Genomic DNA, 20,416 nt, shown 5'->3' with positions numbered 1-20,416 from the left:
TTAGTTTAGGTCTCCGTTGTCTTCTATTTCTTTTTTAAAGAATGTTTTACCGAATGTGTCTTCAAAAACTTCTCGATCTATCTTTAAAAGTAATTTGGGCCTACCTACTCCTTCTTTTATTTTCTCTTCCTTTATCAGCCCTAGTTCTATTAGGAAGTTTTTTCTGCGTGAAAAGGTTGCTGGAGAGGCGATGTTGTTTTTATCTCCCCATTTGATTATGTCTTGAAACATTTCTTCGTTGTTTGCAGCTGATAATATAACGATGGAGATAACGTCTATTAGTTTCTCATTACAGACTCGGTATTTTTCTCCTTCGAATTTTCTGTTAAGTAGTAAGAAATCTATTACTGTTTGTTTCTCAAAGTATTTCGACATTGTCTCAACTATCTCTACACACTTCATTTAAATCATTAGTTCATTATAGTAATAGATTCATAAATTTTTTTTCATGGTTTAAAGGTTTCTGTGGTGTATTTTATAACACGAGTTTTGTTAGATATGTAGCCATATAATCGATGTGAATATGAATACACCGATTATTAGGAAGGATGTGTTTGCGATTCGGTTTCTTGCTTTGAACATCTTCGTTGTTATTTTTTTATCTGATATGGGCCAGAATGGTTTTACTCCCATTGGGGTTAACATGTCGCCGAATATATGGGATAGTATTGGGGTGAAACCGGTTAGGAATCCAAGTATCCAGGCTCCAATTCTTATTTCAGTGGGTAGTGGTTTGAAGAGGGAGATTACGCCTAAGAATGTGAATGCGGTGAATAATCCAATGATTAATGCGAATAGGATTGTGTGGGTGGAGCCGCGGTGGCTTAGAAAACGGGTTTTTAGGTCTATGTCGGGTAGGTTTGCGAGGGTGATGGCGGTTAGGGTTGTGAAAAATAAAACAAGCCATGGTGTCCCTAATTCTAGGTAGATGTAGGCTACGGGTCCATAAAATAATAAAGCGATACCTATATGTCCTTCTTGGTACAAACCATCCCCTCCAAACATATATTTGTTTTAATACAAAATAAGGCTATCTAAAAACTCTAAAAATAGATACAAGCTAATGAAAAAGATATCGGAATAAAATAACTATTATTATAACCTAAAAAAAATCAAATACAACTCTATCAGGTTTTTCTATAAACTGGTAGTTCTTTACCCCGTGATAAATAGATTGAAGCTAAAAAAGAAATTAATAGTGGGAACCAGTATGTTACAACCCGTGAAACCAGAGCTATAGCAAGGCCTTCAGCGAATGAAAATCCATTTATACTGAAAAAAACCGCCATACTGCCTTCAAAAGTACCTAAACCACCTGGAGTTATTGGAAGCAAGCTAACCAGATAACTTACGTAGGTTACAACCACTATAAAGACGAACCCGATTTCATATCCCAACATATAACCAACTATCCATACCTTAACTGGATACAAAAGCCATATAAAAATCGATATAGAGAAAAGTAAGGTGAAATCTTTTTTGGATAATATTTTACTGGATTCATATGAAGCTTCCCTCAAAAAACCAAGTGCTGATACAGCTTTATTTATCAGGCCCTCCCCGGCTTCAACAACCGGTTCATCCCAATATCTAGACCAAACTGCCAACCCAACCAAACTCAAGACAATTAGGGCTAGAAAACCGAGGCCTAAAAACGTTATTTCTGGTAATCCAAACATAAAATAGCCGAGGAAAGTGAAGATTGATGCAATAGCTAGAAACGGTATCAATGAGATATATTTTTGGGCAAGCATCACCGCAGTTGAATCGGTATACCCCATCTCCGTGTTATGTCTAAAAAGAATTATCTTAGCAGCTTCACCACCCAACTTTGAAGAAGGAGTGACCAACTCAACGAAATAACCAGCCCGCAACAATATATAGGTCTTCCAAAAACCAATGTAGTTTCCAGCTCTCTCAATAATATATTTCCATTGGTAATTTACCAACAATGTTGTAGAGAACTGTAGTAATAGCAAAAAAAACATGTATAGGGGGTCGGTCTTATAGAGGGCTTCAATCAATTCAGTCCAGCCGGCCCAAACCGTTAACCCCATCAAAACTGAGATGCCGAAGATCCATAAAACCGTTTTTTTATTCAAATTTTTGTCCAAACCTAACGCCATCCTTCAATCTTTAATGTACAGACAGGTTCTATCAAATGTAACCAATCTATGTTTAACAAGGTCGACCGAGTTATTATTTAGTTCTTCGTAGTGGTTTTTGAAGGTCTTTCTAGGTTCCCTTACTAAAAACCTAGATCCTTGGGGGGCTGTCTCCATAAACTGGTTATAGACCTTTTTTTTATTTTTTAGGTGCAGCGCTGTGTATACGGCTTGGTATTCCTTGAAATCGATTTCACTTGCCTTTTTATTTATTACAGTTATTTTGTTTTCCAGACCCAGTTTTTTGATTGTTTTTTTAGCTAGATCTGTCATTTCACTGTCTTGGTCTACTGCAACTACTTCGAGGTCTGTTTCTCTGGCTAAGTAGTATGTGGTGAACGGCATGCTGCCACAACCAATGTTTAACAATGGTGGTTTTAGGTTACCGTGTTTTTTTGTTAGCTCTATCTCTCTCTTAACTACTCTATGGTATGGTGCGGCATAGATCTTGAAGTAGAGGGATGATTCACTGAATATTTTCTCTAGTTTTCTTGATATTTTTTTTATCAACTTAAACCACCAAAACAATCAACTATAATTTAATAAATACAAAATACCTTTAAACCTGTGTTTATCTCCATAACTACCCACTCCAAAACCAAACACCCCAATATTTAAAACAACAATCCAACACGAGCAACAACACCACCAACACCAAAAGCAACAACAACAGTAGCCAACAAAACACCCAAAGTCATCTTAAAGGAAAACTCCTTAGCAAGAACCGCCAACACAGCAATACACGGAACATAAAACAAACCAACCAAAGCTCCAACAAACAACTGTAAAACAGTCAACTCCATCTCAAGCAAAGGCAAAACAGTCAACTCCCGCCTAACAATACCCAAAATCAATGGAACAGCAGCCTCACTCGGCAACAACAACCACTCAGTAACAACAGGCTCAATAACACGCCCCAAAACCGTTAAAACACCCGTCTCATACAAAACAGCCGCCGCACCAACAGCACCAACCAAAGGAACAGCACCATCAACCAAAAAACCCTTCATACGCATAACCCACTTCTTCCACAACATCCCTAAATCAGGAGAAAGAAGAGCAGGCAACTCAACAACATCCATCGAACCACCACTACCCAACAACCGACCCATAACCAAAGCCACAACAACCAAAGCCCCAAAATGAAAAACAAACAAACCAAAAACAGCTAAAACCGAAGCCTCAGCCAACAAAGCAATAAAAGCCCCAGTCTGAGCAATACACGGAACCGCCATACAGATCATAGTAGCCAAAACAACCCTACGCCTACGCGAACCAGCCGTACGAGTAGCAGCAATACCAGGAATCGCACAACCATAACTCAACAACAACGGAATCACATTACCACCAGACAAACCAACCTTACCCAACAAACCATCCAACAAAACAGCCAACCTCGGCAGATAACCAGACTCCTCCAACAAAGTCAACGCCAAATAAAACGAAAAAACATACGGCAAAACCAACGCAAAAGGCCACTCCAACCCCTTAATCAAAAAACCATACTCACCAATCAAGATATCACGAAACACACCCGGCCCAAACAAACCCTCAACACCCGCAACAATCGGAGGAAAAACCAAACCCTCAAAAAAAGGCAACAACAAAAACTGACGCAAAGCCAAACCAACACCAACAACAACACCAAAAGACAAAGCCAACACCAAAAAAGCAACAGGCAAACCAGGCCAAGGCTTAACCAACAAATCACCCAACCTCTCACGATCCAAACGACCCTCTTCCCCACGATCTAAAACCCCATCCACAAGCCGTTCAACACCACCCCAACCAACCCCATCGACATCAGACCTAAAACCAACCCCACCACCACTCAATAAATCACAAACCAACTCACCAACACGATCAAACCCCTCCCCCCTAATAGCAACAGTAGGAACAACAGGAACACCCAACCTCTCACCCAACAAACCAAAATCAATAGAACCTCCACGCTCCCTCAACAAATCAACACGATTAACAGCAACAACAACAGGCAAACCCCGCTCCAAAACCTGCATCAACAAATAAAGACTACTCTCCAAATTATCCGCATCAAGAACACAGACAACACCATCCGGATCACTATCAAGCATCTCAATAGCAACCTCTTCAGCCTCATTAGTAGCATCAAGAGAATAAACACCCGGAACATCAATCAAACGAACCTCACAACCACCAAAAACAGCCGAACCAACCTTATACTCAATAGTAGTACCCGCATAATTAGCAATACCAGTATCAAGACCAGTAAAACGATTAAAAAAAACACTCTTCCCCACATTCGGAGGCCCAACCAACAAAACACGATCAACTGACATGCAAATCGTCTAGAGGCTCAATCTTTATCTCACAACAAAGACCACGATCAACAGCAGAAGCCCTACCATCAACCTCAACAACAACCGGCCCACCAAAAACCTGTCTAGACACAACCTTAACCTCCTTACCAACCCGAAGACCAAGAGGAGCCAACAAAGAATGATCCGGAGCCTCCCTAATAACACCAACACAACCAGAATCTAAACAATCCAAAGAAACAACACCATCACTACCCACCTCACCACCATCACTACCTAAACCAAACAACCCAACAGCAAACCTCAAAAACCTCGTTCCAGTCGACATCAATATTCACCTCCAAACATACAAACACAAAACACCGTTTTTTTAGGGCAACCTAACTTTCTAACTATTCAATAAACCCACCAACCTATAAAAGTTTCGGCCAACCTAAAAACACCACAAACCACAAACAAAAACACTATAAATTTAATAAAACCCAACCAAAACAAAACCAAGGTGTCCAAAATCCCAAAATTCGTAACAGCCATAAACTGCATGGACGGAAGAGTCCAAGAACCCGTACTAAAAAAACTAAAAGAAGACTACAACGCACAAAACGTCGACATGCTCACAATACCAGGACCAAGCCTAACAATAGCCCAAAACAAAGACAAACAAAAAATACAAACAATAAAAGAAGAACTAAAAATCTCAACACAAAAACACAACTCAAACCTAATAGCAATAGTAGGCCACTACGACTGCGCAGGAACCCCCAAAAACAAAAAAGGCCAAATAAAAGACATAAAAAAATCAATAAAAACAATCAAAAAATGGGGATACAACACAAAAACAATCGGCCTCTGGGTAGACAAAAGCTGGCAAGCACACACAATTAAAAAATAAAAAAGAAAAAAAGGACCGACAATCAACAACAGACCGCAAACCACCTACCGTCAATCAAAGTAATCCCAGTATACCAACAATCAAAATAACAATACCGATAATTACCTGAACACTCCCAAGCCACAGACCTATCTTCTCAAGATACTTACCGAACACTGGTATAGCCACCAAAACACCAGCAGCCAACACCAAACCAGCAATAATCAACAGATAACTCTCCAACGTACCGAAATCAAGAATACCAATTATAATCGCAACAATACCGATAAACCCCTGAAAAGCACCAAGCCAAGTAGCAAACTTCTTCAAATACGGTCCAAGCGCCGGCACCACACCAATTACACCAGTTAACAACACCAAACCAGCCAAAATCGCAACAATAGAAGACAACATATTAATCAACTAGAACTATCTAAATAAGACATAAAAAGTTTTCCATCCCCAAAACCCAAAAAAATAACCTCAGAACCAAAAAACCACCATCAACATCAACACCATCAACACCCATGGTTACACTTATATCCTTTTTCATCGAAACCGAACGTTTCTGTTAATTTATTTCCGTCCTTAACCATTATATCAATAATACCTGCTTAAAACACTCCATCCACCTGTTCACTGTATCTGAAATAAACGAAGGTTCTTGCTCCCGCAGCAAATCCATCACTTTATCCTCAAAACGCTGAATAAATCCTCTTTAAAAAACATCTAATTTCACATTGCATAGAGATATCGATTTACTATATATAAGGAGATATCTAGAGTTATTATGTTTATAAAACCCTTTATTGGGTAGTACTTCTGTAACAAAACTATTTATACTGTTTTTCAGTTATGTGTCGTAGAGATGTTTTTATAAAACATACCTATATTCAAACCATAATAAAGAAGTTTTTTTATTTGGCTTATTAAAACAGAGGTTTGTTCCAATGGTTTTTTATAATATTATAGTCAATTACTATAATAGGTTTTTTTAATATGACAAAATGTAACTGCCAAACCGAAACAAAACACAAAAAACAATCAAAAAACAGACACCACAAACAAAAAAAACACAACCATTCCAGTAACTGCACATGCCACTGCAACTGCCATACCACCAACCATAAACACCAATGTAATTGTGAAGAACATATGCCCCAACATAACTGGAGAAGATTCGTATCTAAAGAAGAAAAAATCCAACAACTACATGAATACAAACAAGAACTCGAATATGAATTAATGGCTGTCGAAGAAAAAATAGAACAACTAAAATAAAAAAATATATAGATCTGAATTGTGCAACAAAAAACAAGAAAACTGCTGCAACCACCAACCCACAAAAAACATAAAAAAACTAAAAAAAATAACCAAAGCCCTACACTGCCAAACCCGCTGGAAAATAATCAAAATAATCGGAACAGACACAGCAACCACCAGCCAAATAAAAAAACAACTACAAAAAACACAAAAAATCACCCAACCAACACTCTACTACCACCTATCAGAACTAAAAAACGCCAACATAATAAAAGTCAACAACTACAAAGAAAAAGGCCAAGGCGCACCAGAAAAAAACTGGAAACTCAAAACCCAAAAAATAGAGATAAACCTAATACCAAACAAAAACACCACAAACAAATAAAACAACAATCCAACACAAAAAACAGTTATCCAACAACTATTTTCCAACAACTATTTACTAAACCATTCAATACTACAATTTAAAGTGGTTTAATTGAATAAAAAAGAAATAGAAGAAATATTCCACCAAAAAGGATTCAAAGAATACAAATGGATCAACCCAAAAGACATAGAAATCCGTGAATGGGTTCGAATCAAATGCCAAAACTGCCCAAACTACGGAACAGCAGCACACTGCCCACCACACACCCCAACAGTACAAAGAAGCAAAAGATTCTTCAAAGAATACAAAACCGCAGTAATATTCCACATAACCAAAACACTCAAAGACCCAAACCAACACCCAGAATGGACAGACAAAATAAACCAACAACTAATCGAAATAGAAAACGAACTATTCCTAAACGGATACCACAAAACATACACACTATTCATCGGACCATGCAAACTATGCCAAGAATGCACAGGAACACCCAAAACATGCAGACACCCCAAAAAAGCACGACCATCCGCCGAAGCAATGGCAATAGACGTATACAACACAGCAAAAAAACACAACTACCCAATAAACACACTAACAGACTACAACCAAAAAATGAACAGATACCCATTCCTACTAATAGAATAACAATAATAGAATAAAAAACCCAAAAACAACATCAAAAACCAGACCTAAAACCAGACTTCACCAACTCCAACCACCCAAACAATCCAAAAAAAACACAACATGAACCAAATCTATAGAAAAATACTAAAAATAAAAAAAATAAAAAAGGGAAAGTTAGAGTAGTTTCTCTGTAAGCCCTGCTGCACCAGGCACCCTAGTTTCATTGCCTTTATAAGCTGTAAACATCAAGTACAGCCATAAAAGTACCGCTAAAAGCCATACCAACATGCTAATCAACGAAAATACAAAGGTTATAATACCAAGACCAGCGAAAGCCAACACCGTCGAGACAATGCTAAGCAAAATAAATAAAACGAAGATAGCACCGAAAACAACCGTAGACTGAGCCGCATGAAACCTAACAAACTTACTGTCCTTCTCCATCACTAACAAAATAATGCCAGTAATAAAGCCAAACAAATAAGCCAAGGCTCCTGCAACATTTTCATCCAAACCAATACTAGTACTCATAATTCAATACCTCATCTACTAAATAGGTAATAGCTTTGTTAAATAGATAGTCCCTCTCCGTATGTTATGTCAATTATGGTGTGGTCTTCCCAGTCAGAACTTGGATATATGTAGATACCGACCTCTTGATCTTGCATGTAACTAGCTACCCAGTACTCGGTTTCACCATCAACAGTTTCACTACCTGTGTTAATGTTCTCCCACCCTTCATCTTCAAGTGTTATTTCATAGAAATCAGAGACCTCATCTCCTTGATCTTCAGTTAGATACAGAAGTTCTGCAGCAAAATCATCATTATAAGTACCTGTTCTATGTTCTATTAGGACTGAGCCAGGGTATCTGGGTACATCTTCAAGGTCTTCTCCATCAACATCCTCAGTAGGTGGTTGATCCACATCATTATCATTAGTATCTTCTTCACCATTGTCAACGTCATTAGTATCAAGTGGGCCTGTTATAACTGTGGCTCTAACTTCACCATTTATTCCAGTAGCATGAAGACCCATCACTTCATCATCTTTCTCCAATGCAACAGCAACATTATATCCAGGCACACTCCATGCCCAATCAGCAGTTACTTCCCACCCAGCATCTTCAGCACTATCCTGAAGCTCATCTAAAACCTCATCAGCATTATCACTATCAACAAGATATTGAGTCACAGCATAGTCCCCCCATTCAAGAGAGGTCTCTTCTTCATAATCAGCTGGAATCGAAATATCACCAGGGCCTTCTCCGTTTACACAGCCAGCCACAGAAATCGCCGCCACCAAAATCAGTACCAACATCAATAATTTTCTATCCATTTCATCCTCCTACCTGGAAAAGGGCTAAAAACACCCGAAACCAGATAAATACCTTTTCCCTACTTAATAGTATAAAGTTAAGAGTTATAAATGTACTGAAAAAATAACATCCCTAAATCCCCCAAACAAATAAAAAACCACCCAATAAAATACAAAATCAAAATAACAACCAACAAAGGGTTTATTAAACCATAAAAAACCTCAAACCAAAAATAACCATAACCCCACGGCAACAAAAAAAATACACTAATAAATAACTCTACACACCCCCTAAATACAAAAAATAAAAAAAGAAGTTAAGCATCAGTCAATCTAAATCGGGGTTCCAGAGAAGTTTTTAGAGTTCAAAACCATTCTATTTCTCAGATTACATACCCACACAACTAACTTTCTTAATTCGTAAAAAGGTGTCCACAAACGACTAAAAAAACAGTCAAGTATGTTTGAAACTATTTCAGGAGCATAAACCTACCTTTACTTCCAGACATCTCTCCACCCCAACATCCATGAAGATATCGGTTCAAGAAGTAATCTAATGTCTTTTTCCTCTCTTTATTATTAGGGCTGAAGTTTCTCTAAACTAAATAGGTCTATTAGGCCTGAAAGAGATGTTACATACAATTGTCTTTTATTTCATCTAGGAGATCACAGGTTGGCATACGTTCTGTGTAAAAATCCTTATCCAACAATATAATTACGCCTTTACCCCCACCTAATTCCATAATGATTACTATACTTTTTTTAAATGAATAGGCTGTTGCACCCCAGGGACCAAGTCCAAGAAATTCTTTATCCCTGTAGTAACCCATTTTATCTAAAAAATGTTTTTTAACTTCATCAATAAACTCTTCTTCTGAAATTTCTGCCAATATACTACGGTCGGTATAAACAGGTTTCAAGGAACTATCGGTATACTCTAAATAGCCAAGAACAAACGGCCAGACCTCATCTTCGAGTACTTGTTTAATACAATCAACTTTTGTCACCACTACCACCAATAAAAACTACACACCTAATGTTTAAATAACTATCTAAAAACAAAAAAAAGAATCAGAGCTAACAAAAACAAGAATCAGAGCTCTTATATGGTTTTTAAGACCTTCTAGGCCCGTTATACCTACATTAAATATAGGGAACTTATATTCACCAACCTCTCTCACTTTTTGTTTTCTATATTATATTTGATCTCTAGACAAATTAAATGGAAATTGTTAAATGAAAGATAGAGTACATTAGTGGGTTTTGAGGGTGAATATTGGTTGAAGTCTTTTTTGCCAGGGTTTTTTTATATTTTGTTGTGTTTTTTGGTTATTTTATCTTTTTTAGGTTGTTTTAATATAGTAACAATTTTTTAATAAGTTTATTTTTCCTGGTTATTTGGTGTATTTGTTTTTGTTGTTTTGTTTTTTTGTGTTGGTTGTTTTTTGGTTGTTGTAGATGGTGGTAGATGTATCTAGGTGATGGTGTTGTATCTATAGATGCATCTAGGTGTTATCTATTAGATGGTGTGTTTTTTTAGTTGCATCTAGGTAGGTATCTAGGTGGTTTTTTGGTTTTTTTGTGAGTTATTGGGTTTGGGTTTCCCACCATTCAGCCATGTCTTTTAGGTCGTTGGAGAACTGTTTTGAGGGGTGGTATTCGCCTTTGCGTAGTTCTATGAGGCCTGCTGCGATTAGTTGGTTTCTCATGTTGTAGAAGGAGGATCTTGATATTTGCCATTTTTCTATGTAGTTTTTCCATTCGTTTGTTTTTATTGGGTTTCCTTCTTTTTTTCGGTCTATTACGTCGTTGAGGAATTTTTTTGCTCGTTTGGTGTTTTTTCTGCTTCTGAATATGCGTTTGCAGAGTTCTAGCATGGGGTCTCTGGAGAGTGTTATGCGGTGTTTTTTTCTTTTTTTGATTAGTATTGTTGTGGTGCTTTTTCGGGCTTCTTTTGCTTTTCTGGGCATATTTAAAGTTACATGTTTGTTGGAATAAATATCTTGTTGTTGTTGGATTTGTGGTTTTTGGGTGTTTTTTTGTGTTGAAGGATACCCACATGCAACAGAAACCCCATATTCCTAACAAACTTGGAACAAACTATTGAACAAAAACCAACGAAAAACACCAAAAACCAAAACCATTCCAACAAACATCAGAACAACCCCAAGTTAGACCCTAAAACACCAAAAAACAGACCCCATTTATATAGTAAACCAAAAAACCCGGGTTTAGGGGTTTTGAACACACAACCCTAGGGGTGAAGACGGTGAAAACACCATAACTCACCACCTACTTTCCCAGCTCTAAAACTATCCAGGATCTACAAAAAACAACCAACATAACATAAAACACACTAAAAAAAACATACAAAAAAACACAACAATATCTATAAAAAACAAGTTTAAAAAAACATACAAAAAAACATATATCAAAAACAACAATAATAAAAAATTATAAACAAAAGTCAAAAAAATACACCCAAACAAAAAAAAACAAAAAACCACACAAAACCACCTAAAAACCACCTAAAAAATAAACAAAGACAATAAAACCAATTAAAGCAACAAAAAACCACAGAAAACCAAAATAAAAAAACCACAACAAGAAATAAAAAAAGATAGGAAGTGAGAGAGTAAACCGAGACTAACACTTAGTCACATCGGCTCCCAAAACATCAGCCATCTGCTCGAGAGCAAACTCATGGGCCTCCTGGTCCGGTGAGGTAACAAGATCTGAACAAACAGTAACCTCATACCCCCTCTGAACCGCATCAGCAACCGTATACAACACACATATATTAGTGAGAATACCAACAACAACCAACTCATCAACCCCATGCTCCCTCAACGTGAGGTCAAGATCAGTACCGAAAAAAGCCGAAAAACGTCTTTTAGGTATAACAATATCTTCTTCACGTTTATCAAGTCCATCAAGAACCTCAGCACCCTCAGTACTCTCTACACAATGCTCTGGAAAAACATCGAACTCAGGATCATCCTCCCTATGCCTGTCACAAACAAAAACCACCAGGTTTCCTTGAGAACGCGCCTCATCCAATAGGCAGTTAATATCACCTACAAACTCCCTAGCTCGCTCAACTTCAAGTGGAGCACCCTCCTCAACAAAATCCTTAAGCATATCTACAACAAGAACAGCCTTCATAATATAAAATAATTAGATGTAGATATCATAAAGAACTTACCACCAACCTCCAAAAGTGAGACACCTAACAAAAACAAAACCGGAAAAACAAACCAAATATCCTACAACACCTAACCCAATAAAAAAGTGAGTCACAATTGAAACTTCTCGAAGAATTTACTTAGTAAAACAGATTGTGGCAGTGAAATCAACAATCAACACATGAACTCATGTGGTGTTTGTAATAAACAAAAAATCAAGTAGACAATTAACCGGATAATAGATGTTTTTCTGGATAGATTTGGTTTGTCCACTATTTTTTATTTATGTGCTTCTATTTGAAGGCTATGTAGTTTGGTATCTATTTTTTGATTAGGTATGTGTTTTGATTGGGATATTGTCTTGATTTCTTTGAACCCTGTATTTTCTATCAGTTTTAGGTATTCTTTTTTTGGTATTGCTCCACCAATACATGATGACCATTTTTCTGGATTTTCTCTTATTTTTTGGGGAAGTTCATCTTCTGTTACGATATCAGATATTAATATCTTTCCTTTTGGTTTTAAAACTCTGTATATCTCTTGGAATGTCTGTTTTTTATCTATAGATAGATTTATTACGCAGTTACTGATTACTGCATCAAAACTTTCATCTTCAAAAGGGATTTTTTCCATCTCCCCGTGTTCAAAACTTACATTTTTGTAATGATTTTCCTCTGCTATTTTAGAAGCTTTTTGAACCATTTCTTTGGACGAATCTAGACCTACTACACGGCCTTCGGAACCAATTTTTTCAGCAGCTAGAAATACATCTATCCCTAAGCCTGAACCGAGGTCAAGAATTTCTTTACCTTCCTCAAAACCTAAATGTTTTACTGTATTCCCACAACCCAATCCTCTAATCGATTTTTGAGGAATTTTCTGTAACTCAGTTTGAGAATATCCTACTTCCCTGGTTAATGTCTCAGGGTCGGTTTCACAACAAGAAGATTGACAGCAACCATCATTATTTCTAGCAATTTCTGAATACTCTTTATTTATAAATTCTTTAAGTTCTTCTTTCTTCAATATATCCACCTCTTTTTAGCAACAAGATTCAACCCTATCCACCCCCAACGTCCTTAAAGTTTCCTTTAAATCGCCGTTCCTAATTTTGTATACAACATATCTCCCATCTCTCTCTTTCTCCAATATACCAGCCTCAACTAGGATCTTCAAGTGCCGGGAAATAGTAGTCTGATCCTTATCAACCTTAGTTTCAAAATCACAAACACAATGCTCCTGTTCCAGCAAATGACCCAAAATCCTAAGTCTTGTCTCATTACCTAAAGCCTTAAAAAACCTAACCATATCTTCAACCATTAATGCCATATTGACATATGTACATACTTAAATATTATCCAAACAAAAATAAAAAAACCTACCTACCGATTACAATTTATCTCCACCTCAACTAATCGGTCTAGAAGACTCAAACCTACAAACCTCTTAGCTTTATCTCTATCAACCCTAGCTTCCTTGAGTTCCTTCGATAAATAACTTAAAGAAAGAACTTCTTTGATTGGTGAGTTATGATTTTTAGACAACCCAATAAGTCATCATAACGTTTTTTTAAAAGGCCGACACTCTTTAAAACCCTCCGTATTAAGACCTATTAAATTATTCTAATGTCTCTCAAACCCTAACCACCCCCAACCTTAACTCTCTTTTTTTTAAAGCCAACCAATGCATGCAGTTCCTGATATTCAGCCAAAATATGCTATATCTACAGTAATCTAGGCTCAACCATCCACATTCAATTTAGTAAACTAGGTCTTTAAATTAAAATTATAAGGAAATTTATGTTTATATTAGTTTTTTTGGAATTGGTTTGAATATGTTTCATAGGTCTATTGACGGAAGAAAAATAGGAATTATTTCACGAATAAGATGATATGAAGTTCATAAACAAAAAAGACTAATAATAAACATTAAAAAATTAAAAATCATTTAGATTTAAAAGGGTTTTGGTATATATTTGAATTTAGGTATCGATAGGTCGAATGGTTCTATTAAATTTGATAGAGATGAGTTTACAGGAGCTGTTGGTGACGCTATAACTACATTACCAATTGTTGTGGCTTTGGCCCTATTAACCGATATTTCTCTACCTCATGTTCTATTTGTTTTCGCTGTTTTCCAGGTTGTTTGGGGTGTTTGGTATGGATATCCAGTGTCTGTAGAGCCTATGAAGGCTTTGGCAGCTCTTGCAATTGCTGGGACAATTAATTATGGAGAGTTAGCGCTTGCTGGCCTGATACTTGGTGTGTTACTTCTGGCAATCGGGCTTACAAAGACACTTGAGAAAACTAGGAAATGGATTGGGGAGCCTGTTATCAGGGGTGTCCAGTTTGCGGTTGGGTTATTGTTGTTGGAGACTGGGCTTGAATTAACATTAGTGGATCCATTGTTTGCTTCAACTGGGATAATAGTTGTTATAGTGCTGGGGTTATTGGGTTATAAGAACATTACAGCAATTACTATATTGATTATTGGAGTTTTGGTTGCAATCTTCATTACTGGGTTGCCTATGCCTCAAACACCTGGGTTGCCGTCACTACCACCTTTAACTACCTCGTTTACATGGAGTATGACTGAAGGGGTTTTTGCACAGTTTGCAATGACAATTGGAAATGCCGCCCTTGCAACCTCGTTGATGCTGCAGGACTTTTATAAAGCCAGTGTTTCTCCAGATCAACTTTCAAAAAGCATGGGGGTTATGAATCTCACGGGAATTCCATTAGGTGGTATACCGATGTGTCATGGTTGTGATGGCGTGGCAGGTAAACATGAATTTGGGGCAAAGACTGGTGGTAACAACATAATACTAGGTTTATTCTATCTAATAGCAGGTTTTTTCGCAACAACCGCATTATTAAAAGCATTCCCAATATCAATACTTGGTGTACTACTACTCATAATCGCATATACACTTGGAAAAAACGTATTAAAATCCAGTGACCTAAAAATCTCGATACTAATCGGAGTGCTTACAATTATAACAAACCTCGGAATAGCATTTATAATCGGAATAACCACCCACCAAATACTTAAAAAAATAAAATACTGAAATGTTTTGAGTTAGCTAATCATTTAGAGTGAAATTGATAACCTAAAAAAACCCCTTGAGATATGGGAGGGGGCTAGATGACTTACTATATTAAAAAGGGGGAAGTAGTTGTTTTTTGTTGGTTTAGGTGGGTATGGGTTGGGGTTTTGTGTTTGTTGGTTTTTTTGTTAGTTGTCTTTTTGGTTTGTTTCTTTGGTTGGTTTGTTTTTTAGCATTTCTTTTTTTAGTTCTTTTCTAGCTTTGTCGTCGTTTACGGCGATATCCATTTCGTAGCCGTTATGTTTTTTCTGTATGTTGGATTCTAGTTTATCGTCTTTGAAGAAAAGTGGGTTGAATCTTGCGATGATTTGGTTGTAGATAAATGATTCTATTGGCCTGAAGGTTTTTCTTATGGTGGCGTCTATGGTTTTGAAGAGGTCTGTGGATCCGTTTTTTACGTCGCCGTTTTTAAGTTCTTCTACTCCTTTTTTAGCTTTTTCTTGGATTTCTCCGTTTTTTTCTATTTTTGATTGGTTTGTTAGGTTGTTTTGGATTGTTCTTTTTTTGACTTCTTTTAGGTCTTCATCTATTTGTGGTTTCCATTCTTCGAAGTTTCTGACACGTTCTTCACCAAGATGTTTCTTCAGAACTTCACAAGCTTTCTCGGACTCAACAGTAACCTCGTGCCACTCACCCATTATCTTAATTCCAAGAAAAGTTTCCTGCTCCTCCATAAGTACATTATATTCAACATAGAGACATAAAACACTTCGTAAAAAAACAAAAATGGATAAAAAAATATTTAAGACGCTGTCTACCTTATAAGAAGGTGTTTGAGTGGGGGTATGGTTTAGGTTAGGGTGTTGTTTATTCTTTTTTTATTTGGTTTGTTGATAGGGTGTTTATTGGGTTTTGGGTGTTGTTTGTGTTATGGTTTTTGTAGGGTTATGTTGAATTTGGCTCCTCCTTGTTGTGAATCTTTGATTTCGATGTTTCCGTTGTAGGTGTCTAGTAGGGTTTTTACTAGGAACATTCCGATTCCGGTTCCGTTGGTTTGGTTTGTGGTGTATCCTTTTTTTAGGACGTTTTGTTTTTCTTGGTCTGGGATGCCTTTTCCGTTGTCTTCTATTGTGCATGTTGTTTTGTTTTTGGTTGTTTTGAGGTTTATTTTGATTTCGCTGCAGTTTGAGTGTTTTATTGAGTTTTCTATTATGTTGTAGAATAGGCGGTCGAGTAGGGGGCCGGCTAGGACTTTGATGTTTTTTGGTGTGTTGTGTTTTATTTTTATTTGGTTTGTTTCGGCGATTTGTTTTGCTAGGTTGGTGGCTTTTTTTAGGGCTTTGTCTATTTTTATTGGCTGTATGTCTTCTTCTTTTGCTTTTTTTAGTGTTGTGATTTTGTTGATGATTTCAGTGGCTTCTTCAACGCTTTTCTGGGTTTTTGAAATATATTCTTTTGCTTCTTTGGGTAGTTCTAGGTCTTTGAGGAGTTTGTTGTATCCTTGGATTATCTGGATTTTGTTTTTTACGTCGTGTCTTAGTAGGCTGTGTAGGAATTCTTCTCTTTTTTCTGTTTCTTTCAGGTCTGTTATATCGGTTAATACTCCCTGAACTCCTACTGTTTCTCCTTTATTGGTTGCGGGACGTGCTTGTGTTCTTACCCACCGTATTTCCCCTGTTTTTGTGATGAACCGGTAGTCTGTTGGCTCCGCTATCCCTGATAAGGCTTTTTTAAAATATTTGATTCTCCCTGATCTATCCTCTGGATGGACGAGGTCTATATAATTTTTTCCTGATAATTCGTTGGTAGAGTATCCAGTTATTTCCTCTACATTAGGTGAAACATACTGTATTCGGGCGTTTTTATCTAAAACATATATGACTTCGTTTAGGTTTTCTATCAATGAGCGATATTTTTCCCTACCTTCTTTTATTTCGGAGATATCGGTTAAATTACCTAAAACTGCTTTATTTCCATTGTACTCTATAACTTTGGGTTTTAACCGAACCCATATGTACTTATCTTCTTTATTTAAAATTCGATGTTCGTATTTTTCTTTAGGTTCAAAAGAACCGTTTTCTAATCCGTTTTCTATAGCTCTTTTGATTTCGTCTCTATGATCTGGATGGATTAAGTCAAAATAATCTATTTCCTGGATCTGTTCCTGGGTGTATCCAAGGATTTTTAGTAATGATTCATTGATGAATTTGAATTCTTTGTCCTGGTAAATGTAGATTCCATTGCTGCAAGCTTTGTTGATTATTTGGTAGTTCTCTTCCATCTTTTTTATCTCAGTCATATCAACAGCGGTTTCTATAGCGCCAATAACTTTTCCCTCCCAATTCCTAACCGGATTTATCTGCACGAACCAATTTTCCTCTCTATTCGGCTGCGACATCTCCATCCTGGATGGCTCTGTTTCAATAGATCTGTTTAAGGGACATCCGTCACAAGGTCGATCTCTATCCATCCAGACTTCATAACATTTCTCTCTTTTAATCTCCTCTAAACTTAAACCAACAACTTCAGAATAAGCCTCATTTACCCAAACAACCTGATGATCAACATCAAGGTAAGCAACAATCTCCTCAAATTCAATATCCATAAAAAACCCTCATATTCCGATTTACTCAAACCCATATAGAAAAAAGAAATAATAGATATATAAAAACTCAGTACAATTATCAAATATAATAATAAAAAAATAAAAAACCAATAGATACAGGTTTTTAGATTTTTAAGGCTATTTATAGCTATGAAAGCGTTAAAAAAAAGGATATATGATCTATTTTTTCAATCGAGTTATTTTTTTTAGTATAATATTCTTCTTAAATCACTTTTTTAAATATATTTAATTGATGGTTTCCATTCAGTGAGGCCCTGATATTTGTTTAATAGTTTAGGTTCGGTTAATTATTCTGTTTTAGAGTGTTTTAGGGCTGTTTTTATATGACTACTCTCTATTTTTTTAGGTCAGATCGGTTTTAAAAGCGATTACAATCGCTTGAAAAATCAATTATTTGCTAGGGGTTTTACCTTTTGGTTCAGTGTTGATAAATAGAATTTATAATATATGGTTGGGTGAACTGGTAATTCTAGGTGTTCAGTTTATTGGAGAACATATTTCTTGATACTTGGATTAAGAAAATATAATTAGTTTTGACAAAATCACAGAAAATAATGATATCTCAACCAATAAACCTATAAAACCCCGTTATCCAAGTCAAGGTAGGACGTTATACCACTGTTTAGTTTTAACCACAGTAACAAGTTCTTTAGTGTTATAAGGCTCTGAAAATCAAACAAACCTGCTCTAACTTAAAAAACAATACAATTATTAGGGTAGACACATTTACATCGATATCAATAACCTAAATCGACTGCAAAAGTATAACCATGGATACCTGTGTCGAAAGAAATAGATTGAAAAATATAATTTACAGATAAGTATAGATAGATCAGATATAGATAAACAAATAAAACCCTTAAAAAAGGATTTAAAAGTGAATCAAATTGGAAAACTTTTTTTGTATTTATCGGTAAGTATTTGAAAAAAAATACTATACTTCCCCTCCAAAACTTATTCCCATTCTTAGTATAGTGATCAACTCCATTATAACAACTTTTTTATACCTGTTAAGCGCTTTTGACTGTTTTTTTAACCTGTCTCAGGTTTTTTAGGAGGTTTTTACCTTCTTCTGTTATTTGGTATCCGTTATTGTTTTCTATGGTGAATTTTTTTTCTGTTAAATAACTGAAATGGTTGTTAAATGGTTTCCAGCTCATGTTGACATCATGCATTACAGTTGTCTTCTTCATTGATCCATTTTGGCTTAACGATTCAAGTATATCCAGGTATATATCCCATTCACTTCTTTTCTTCATTTTCACTCAAACAAACTAAATCACTTTCTATTCAACAACAAACACAAACTCAAACATCGAATCTATACTAAACACCATTCCACAATTTAATTATATATACCACCTCTAAAAAACTATTATAGACACTAACTTTAGTTACTACACTTTACTGTATGTAGTGATGATATTAAACATGTGAGTATCTTTAAAATGTTAAGAAAAAACATAATCAAATAACTACTTGGAAAAACCTCAAAAAACCTCTTTTTTGTGGGTTGGGGTAAATCTATATTGGTTGTTGGTGTGTATTTTTTATTTGGTGTTGTTTATGAAGGGGGTTATCATGGATATGTTGAGGGGTGGGGAGACTGATCGGGCTGTTTGTGTTTCTCTTTCCGGTTGTCAGGGCATGACTCCGGTTGAAATACAAGAGAAAACCGGTGTTTTTTGGCCAAAAGCCCATCAAGATCCTGATTTGATGACGGATTTAGTTATGAAGAGTATGGAGTTAACTGGTTTTGAAAATGTACGAGTACCTTTTGATGCATGTGTTGAGCCTGAAGCCCTGGGTGCCGAAGTTAAGTGGGGGGATGAAAAAACCGATCCATATATAACTAAATATCCATATACAGAAAACCCGTTAGAGCTTGAAATCCCAGATGACATAACCACTCTAGGACGTATTCCAGTGATCATAGAATGCATAAGCCAGCTAGATAAAGAACTGAGTGATGTAGTTATCGGGTCAACCGTTATGGGGCCAATAACCTTGGTTGGAGAGTTGATCGGTACTGAAAACCTATTAAGAAAAACATTAACAGACCCCAAGTTAATAAGAGATTTAGTAGAGCGAGTTAAACCAGTTACCTTGGAACTAATCTCGTTATACAGTGATGCAGGAAGTGACGTAGTACAGGTTATAGAGCCATCCTGCTCAAACGACATGATCCCACCAAACACCTACAAAGACATCGCCCACCCAATCCATAAAGAAATAGCAGAAAAAACAGACACACCAACAATACTCCACATATGCGGCCAAATAGATGAAATAATACCAGAGATCGCGGGAGCAGGATACAACGCAATAACAATACACTCAGGAATAAACCCAATAAAAACCAAAAAACAAACCAAAAACAACCTAAAAATACTCGGAGACATCTCACCAGACAGCCAAGCAAACGCAACCCCAAAAAAAGTTGAACAAGAAGTTAAAAAAGCCATACAACGAGGAATCGACTTCATAGAGCCATACGACGGAGTAGTATCCACAGCCAAACTAAAAAACCTACAAACCATGACAAAAACAACAAAACAAACACAATAACCAAAAAAACCAAAAAATACCTAATTTCCACAAAAATAACTACCTACTTTAATCCAACAACAAACCTAAATAAACCTCATTAAGGTCT

24 protein-coding genes are annotated in these 20,416 nt (G+C 36.4%); 6 read left to right on the top strand and 18 right to left on the bottom strand.

Annotated features, from left to right (window positions below; genetic code table 11):
- The 6 genes from QEN48_RS03745 to QEN48_RS03720 all read right to left on the bottom strand — a co-directional run bounded on the left by QEN48_RS03745 (nucleotide 1) and on the right by QEN48_RS03720 (nucleotide 4,790).
- Complete coding sequence (locus tag QEN48_RS03745; RefSeq protein WP_280109065.1) at nucleotides 1-402, bottom strand: DUF5821 family protein; 402 nt, start codon at nucleotides 400-402, stop codon at nucleotides 1-3.
- 90 nt (nucleotides 403-492) lie between these two features.
- Nucleotides 493-987, bottom strand: coding sequence for a metal-dependent hydrolase (locus QEN48_RS03740; RefSeq protein ID WP_280109064.1), 495 nt, complete (start codon nucleotides 985-987; stop codon nucleotides 493-495).
- 140 nt (nucleotides 988-1,127) lie between these two features.
- Nucleotides 1,128-2,126 (bottom strand): lysylphosphatidylglycerol synthase transmembrane domain-containing protein, encoded by a 999-nt coding sequence (locus tag QEN48_RS03735; RefSeq protein ID WP_280109063.1) that lies wholly within the window; start codon nucleotides 2,124-2,126, stop codon nucleotides 1,128-1,130.
- 3 nt (nucleotides 2,127-2,129) lie between these two features.
- On the bottom strand, nucleotides 2,130-2,675 hold the full coding sequence (locus QEN48_RS03730) for a methyltransferase domain-containing protein (RefSeq protein WP_280109062.1): 546 nt from the start codon (nucleotides 2,673-2,675) through the stop codon (nucleotides 2,130-2,132).
- 104 nt (nucleotides 2,676-2,779) lie between these two features.
- On the bottom strand, nucleotides 2,780-4,483 hold the full coding sequence (locus QEN48_RS03725; protein WP_280109061.1) for a ferrous iron transporter B: 1,704 nt from the start codon (nucleotides 4,481-4,483) through the stop codon (nucleotides 2,780-2,782).
- Nucleotides 4,473-4,790, bottom strand: a complete 318-nt coding sequence (locus QEN48_RS03720) for a FeoA family protein (RefSeq protein ID WP_280109060.1) — start codon at nucleotides 4,788-4,790, stop codon at nucleotides 4,473-4,475. Before QEN48_RS03720 ends, QEN48_RS03725 begins: the two co-directional genes overlap by 11 nt.
- Nucleotides 4,791-4,964: 174 nt before the next feature.
- Here QEN48_RS03720 and QEN48_RS03715 point away from each other — a divergent pair, with 174 nt between their 5' ends.
- The gene (locus tag QEN48_RS03715) at nucleotides 4,965-5,354 is read left to right on the top strand and encodes a carbonic anhydrase (protein WP_280109059.1); all 390 of its coding nucleotides are present in this window, start codon (nucleotides 4,965-4,967) and stop codon (nucleotides 5,352-5,354) included.
- Between the two features lie 54 nt (nucleotides 5,355-5,408).
- On the opposite strand, the gene QEN48_RS03710 is transcribed toward QEN48_RS03715, so the two are convergent.
- A complete protein-coding gene (locus tag QEN48_RS03710; RefSeq protein ID WP_280109058.1) occupies nucleotides 5,409-5,684 on the bottom strand; it encodes a hypothetical protein in 276 nt (91 codons plus the stop codon).
- Nucleotides 5,685-6,332: 648 nt separating this feature from the next.
- Between QEN48_RS03710 and QEN48_RS03705 the strand changes: the two genes are divergently transcribed.
- From QEN48_RS03705 to QEN48_RS03695, 3 genes are all read left to right on the top strand, one after another.
- Nucleotides 6,333-6,614 carry a hypothetical protein gene (locus QEN48_RS03705; protein WP_280109057.1) on the top strand — a complete coding sequence of 94 codons (282 nt, stop codon included), beginning with the start codon at nucleotides 6,333-6,335 and terminating at the stop codon, nucleotides 6,612-6,614.
- Nucleotides 6,615-6,633: 19 nt separating this feature from the next.
- Nucleotides 6,634-6,981 (top strand): winged helix-turn-helix domain-containing protein, encoded by a 348-nt coding sequence (locus QEN48_RS03700; protein ID WP_280109056.1) that lies wholly within the window; start codon nucleotides 6,634-6,636, stop codon nucleotides 6,979-6,981.
- Between the two features lie 93 nt (nucleotides 6,982-7,074).
- Nucleotides 7,075-7,608, top strand: coding sequence for a DUF2284 domain-containing protein (locus QEN48_RS03695; protein WP_280109055.1), 534 nt, complete (start codon nucleotides 7,075-7,077; stop codon nucleotides 7,606-7,608).
- Nucleotides 7,609-7,761: 153 nt separating this feature from the next.
- Here the strand turns inward: QEN48_RS03695 and QEN48_RS03690 are convergent, their stop codons facing one another.
- The 8 genes from QEN48_RS03690 to QEN48_RS03655 all read right to left on the bottom strand — a co-directional run bounded on the left by QEN48_RS03690 (nucleotide 7,762) and on the right by QEN48_RS03655 (nucleotide 13,632).
- Complete coding sequence (locus tag QEN48_RS03690) at nucleotides 7,762-8,118, bottom strand: DUF4870 domain-containing protein (RefSeq protein WP_280109054.1); 357 nt, start codon at nucleotides 8,116-8,118, stop codon at nucleotides 7,762-7,764.
- 38 nt (nucleotides 8,119-8,156) lie between these two features.
- Nucleotides 8,157-8,924 (bottom strand): hypothetical protein, encoded by a 768-nt coding sequence (locus QEN48_RS03685; protein WP_280109053.1) that lies wholly within the window; start codon nucleotides 8,922-8,924, stop codon nucleotides 8,157-8,159.
- A 611-nt stretch (nucleotides 8,925-9,535) separates the two neighbouring features.
- Complete coding sequence (locus tag QEN48_RS03680; RefSeq protein ID WP_280109052.1) at nucleotides 9,536-9,910, bottom strand: hypothetical protein; 375 nt, start codon at nucleotides 9,908-9,910, stop codon at nucleotides 9,536-9,538.
- A 579-nt stretch (nucleotides 9,911-10,489) separates the two neighbouring features.
- A complete protein-coding gene (locus QEN48_RS03675) occupies nucleotides 10,490-10,873 on the bottom strand; it encodes a hypothetical protein (protein ID WP_280109051.1) in 384 nt (127 codons plus the stop codon).
- Nucleotides 10,874-11,549: 676 nt separating this feature from the next.
- The gene (locus tag QEN48_RS03670; RefSeq protein ID WP_280109050.1) at nucleotides 11,550-12,068 is read right to left on the bottom strand and encodes an isochorismatase family cysteine hydrolase; all 519 of its coding nucleotides are present in this window, start codon (nucleotides 12,066-12,068) and stop codon (nucleotides 11,550-11,552) included.
- A gap of 299 nt (nucleotides 12,069-12,367) precedes the next feature.
- Nucleotides 12,368-13,114 (bottom strand): arsenite methyltransferase, encoded by a 747-nt coding sequence (gene arsM, locus QEN48_RS03665; RefSeq protein ID WP_280109049.1) that lies wholly within the window; start codon nucleotides 13,112-13,114, stop codon nucleotides 12,368-12,370.
- A 15-nt stretch (nucleotides 13,115-13,129) separates the two neighbouring features.
- Nucleotides 13,130-13,408: a metalloregulator ArsR/SmtB family transcription factor gene (locus QEN48_RS03660; RefSeq protein ID WP_280109048.1), complete on the bottom strand. Its 279-nt coding sequence runs from the start codon at nucleotides 13,406-13,408 to the stop codon at nucleotides 13,130-13,132.
- 62 nt (nucleotides 13,409-13,470) lie between these two features.
- Complete coding sequence (locus QEN48_RS03655; protein ID WP_280109047.1) at nucleotides 13,471-13,632, bottom strand: hypothetical protein; 162 nt, start codon at nucleotides 13,630-13,632, stop codon at nucleotides 13,471-13,473.
- 431 nt (nucleotides 13,633-14,063) lie between these two features.
- Here QEN48_RS03655 and QEN48_RS03650 point away from each other — a divergent pair, with 431 nt between their 5' ends.
- Nucleotides 14,064-15,155, top strand: a complete 1,092-nt coding sequence (locus QEN48_RS03650; protein WP_280109046.1) for a putative sulfate/molybdate transporter — start codon at nucleotides 14,064-14,066, stop codon at nucleotides 15,153-15,155.
- 167 nt (nucleotides 15,156-15,322) lie between these two features.
- Here QEN48_RS03650 and QEN48_RS03645 read toward each other — a convergent pair whose 3' ends face one another.
- The 3 genes from QEN48_RS03645 to QEN48_RS03635 all read right to left on the bottom strand — a co-directional run bounded on the left by QEN48_RS03645 (nucleotide 15,323) and on the right by QEN48_RS03635 (nucleotide 19,019).
- Entirely contained in the window at nucleotides 15,323-15,868 is a 546-nt protein-coding gene (locus QEN48_RS03645; RefSeq protein ID WP_280109045.1) for a DUF5828 family protein, read from the bottom strand.
- A gap of 194 nt (nucleotides 15,869-16,062) precedes the next feature.
- A complete protein-coding gene (locus QEN48_RS03640; RefSeq protein WP_280109044.1) occupies nucleotides 16,063-17,739 on the bottom strand; it encodes a PAS domain S-box protein in 1,677 nt (558 codons plus the stop codon).
- Nucleotides 17,740-18,770: 1,031 nt separating this feature from the next.
- Nucleotides 18,771-19,019 (bottom strand): winged helix-turn-helix domain-containing protein, encoded by a 249-nt coding sequence (locus QEN48_RS03635; RefSeq protein WP_280109043.1) that lies wholly within the window; start codon nucleotides 19,017-19,019, stop codon nucleotides 18,771-18,773.
- A 307-nt stretch (nucleotides 19,020-19,326) separates the two neighbouring features.
- Between QEN48_RS03635 and QEN48_RS03630 the strand changes: the two genes are divergently transcribed.
- On the top strand, nucleotides 19,327-20,328 hold the full coding sequence (locus QEN48_RS03630; RefSeq protein ID WP_280109042.1) for a uroporphyrinogen decarboxylase family protein: 1,002 nt from the start codon (nucleotides 19,327-19,329) through the stop codon (nucleotides 20,326-20,328).
- Nucleotides 20,329-20,416: the final 88 nt, after the last annotated feature.

The sequence above is a fragment of the Methanonatronarchaeum sp. AMET-Sl genome, assembly GCF_029854155.1.
Taxonomy (GTDB): Archaea; Halobacteriota; Methanonatronarchaeia; order Methanonatronarchaeales; family Methanonatronarchaeaceae; genus Methanonatronarchaeum.
Note: the sequence above shows the minus strand (reverse complement) of the source record. Positions and strands in the feature narration are given on the sequence as shown.

Bases quoted from the DNA above. Each gene is read 5' to 3' on its own strand.
- QEN48_RS03745 (WP_280109065.1), bottom strand. From the start codon at position 402: ATGAAGTGTGTAGAGATAGTTGAGACAATGTCGAAATACTTTGAGAAA.
- QEN48_RS03735 (WP_280109063.1), bottom strand. From the start codon at position 2,126: ATGGCGTTAGGTTTGGACAAAAATTTGAATAAAAAAACGGTTTTATGG.
- QEN48_RS03725 (WP_280109061.1), bottom strand. From the start codon at position 4,483: ATGTCAGTTGATCGTGTTTTGTTGGTTGGGCCTCCGAATGTGGGGAAG.
- QEN48_RS03720 (WP_280109060.1), bottom strand. From the start codon at position 4,790: ATGTCGACTGGAACGAGGTTTTTGAGGTTTGCTGTTGGGTTGTTTGGT.
- QEN48_RS03705 (WP_280109057.1), top strand. From the start codon at position 6,333: ATGACAAAATGTAACTGCCAAACCGAAACAAAACACAAAAAACAATCA.
- QEN48_RS03690 (WP_280109054.1), bottom strand. From the start codon at position 8,118: ATGAGTACTAGTATTGGTTTGGATGAAAATGTTGCAGGAGCCTTGGCT.
- QEN48_RS03685 (WP_280109053.1), bottom strand. From the start codon at position 8,924: ATGGATAGAAAATTATTGATGTTGGTACTGATTTTGGTGGCGGCGATT.
- QEN48_RS03675 (WP_280109051.1), bottom strand. From the start codon at position 10,873: ATGCCCAGAAAAGCAAAAGAAGCCCGAAAAAGCACCACAACAATACTA.
- QEN48_RS03670 (WP_280109050.1), bottom strand. From the start codon at position 12,068: ATGAAGGCTGTTCTTGTTGTAGATATGCTTAAGGATTTTGTTGAGGAG.
- QEN48_RS03660 (WP_280109048.1), bottom strand. From the start codon at position 13,408: ATGGTTGAAGATATGGTTAGGTTTTTTAAGGCTTTAGGTAATGAGACA.
- QEN48_RS03645 (WP_280109045.1), bottom strand. From the start codon at position 15,868: ATGGAGGAGCAGGAAACTTTTCTTGGAATTAAGATAATGGGTGAGTGG.
- QEN48_RS03640 (WP_280109044.1), bottom strand. From the start codon at position 17,739: ATGGATATTGAATTTGAGGAGATTGTTGCTTACCTTGATGTTGATCAT.
- QEN48_RS03635 (WP_280109043.1), bottom strand. From the start codon at position 19,019: ATGAAGAAAAGAAGTGAATGGGATATATACCTGGATATACTTGAATCG.
- QEN48_RS03630 (WP_280109042.1), top strand. From the start codon at position 19,327: ATGAAGGGGGTTATCATGGATATGTTGAGGGGTGGGGAGACTGATCGG.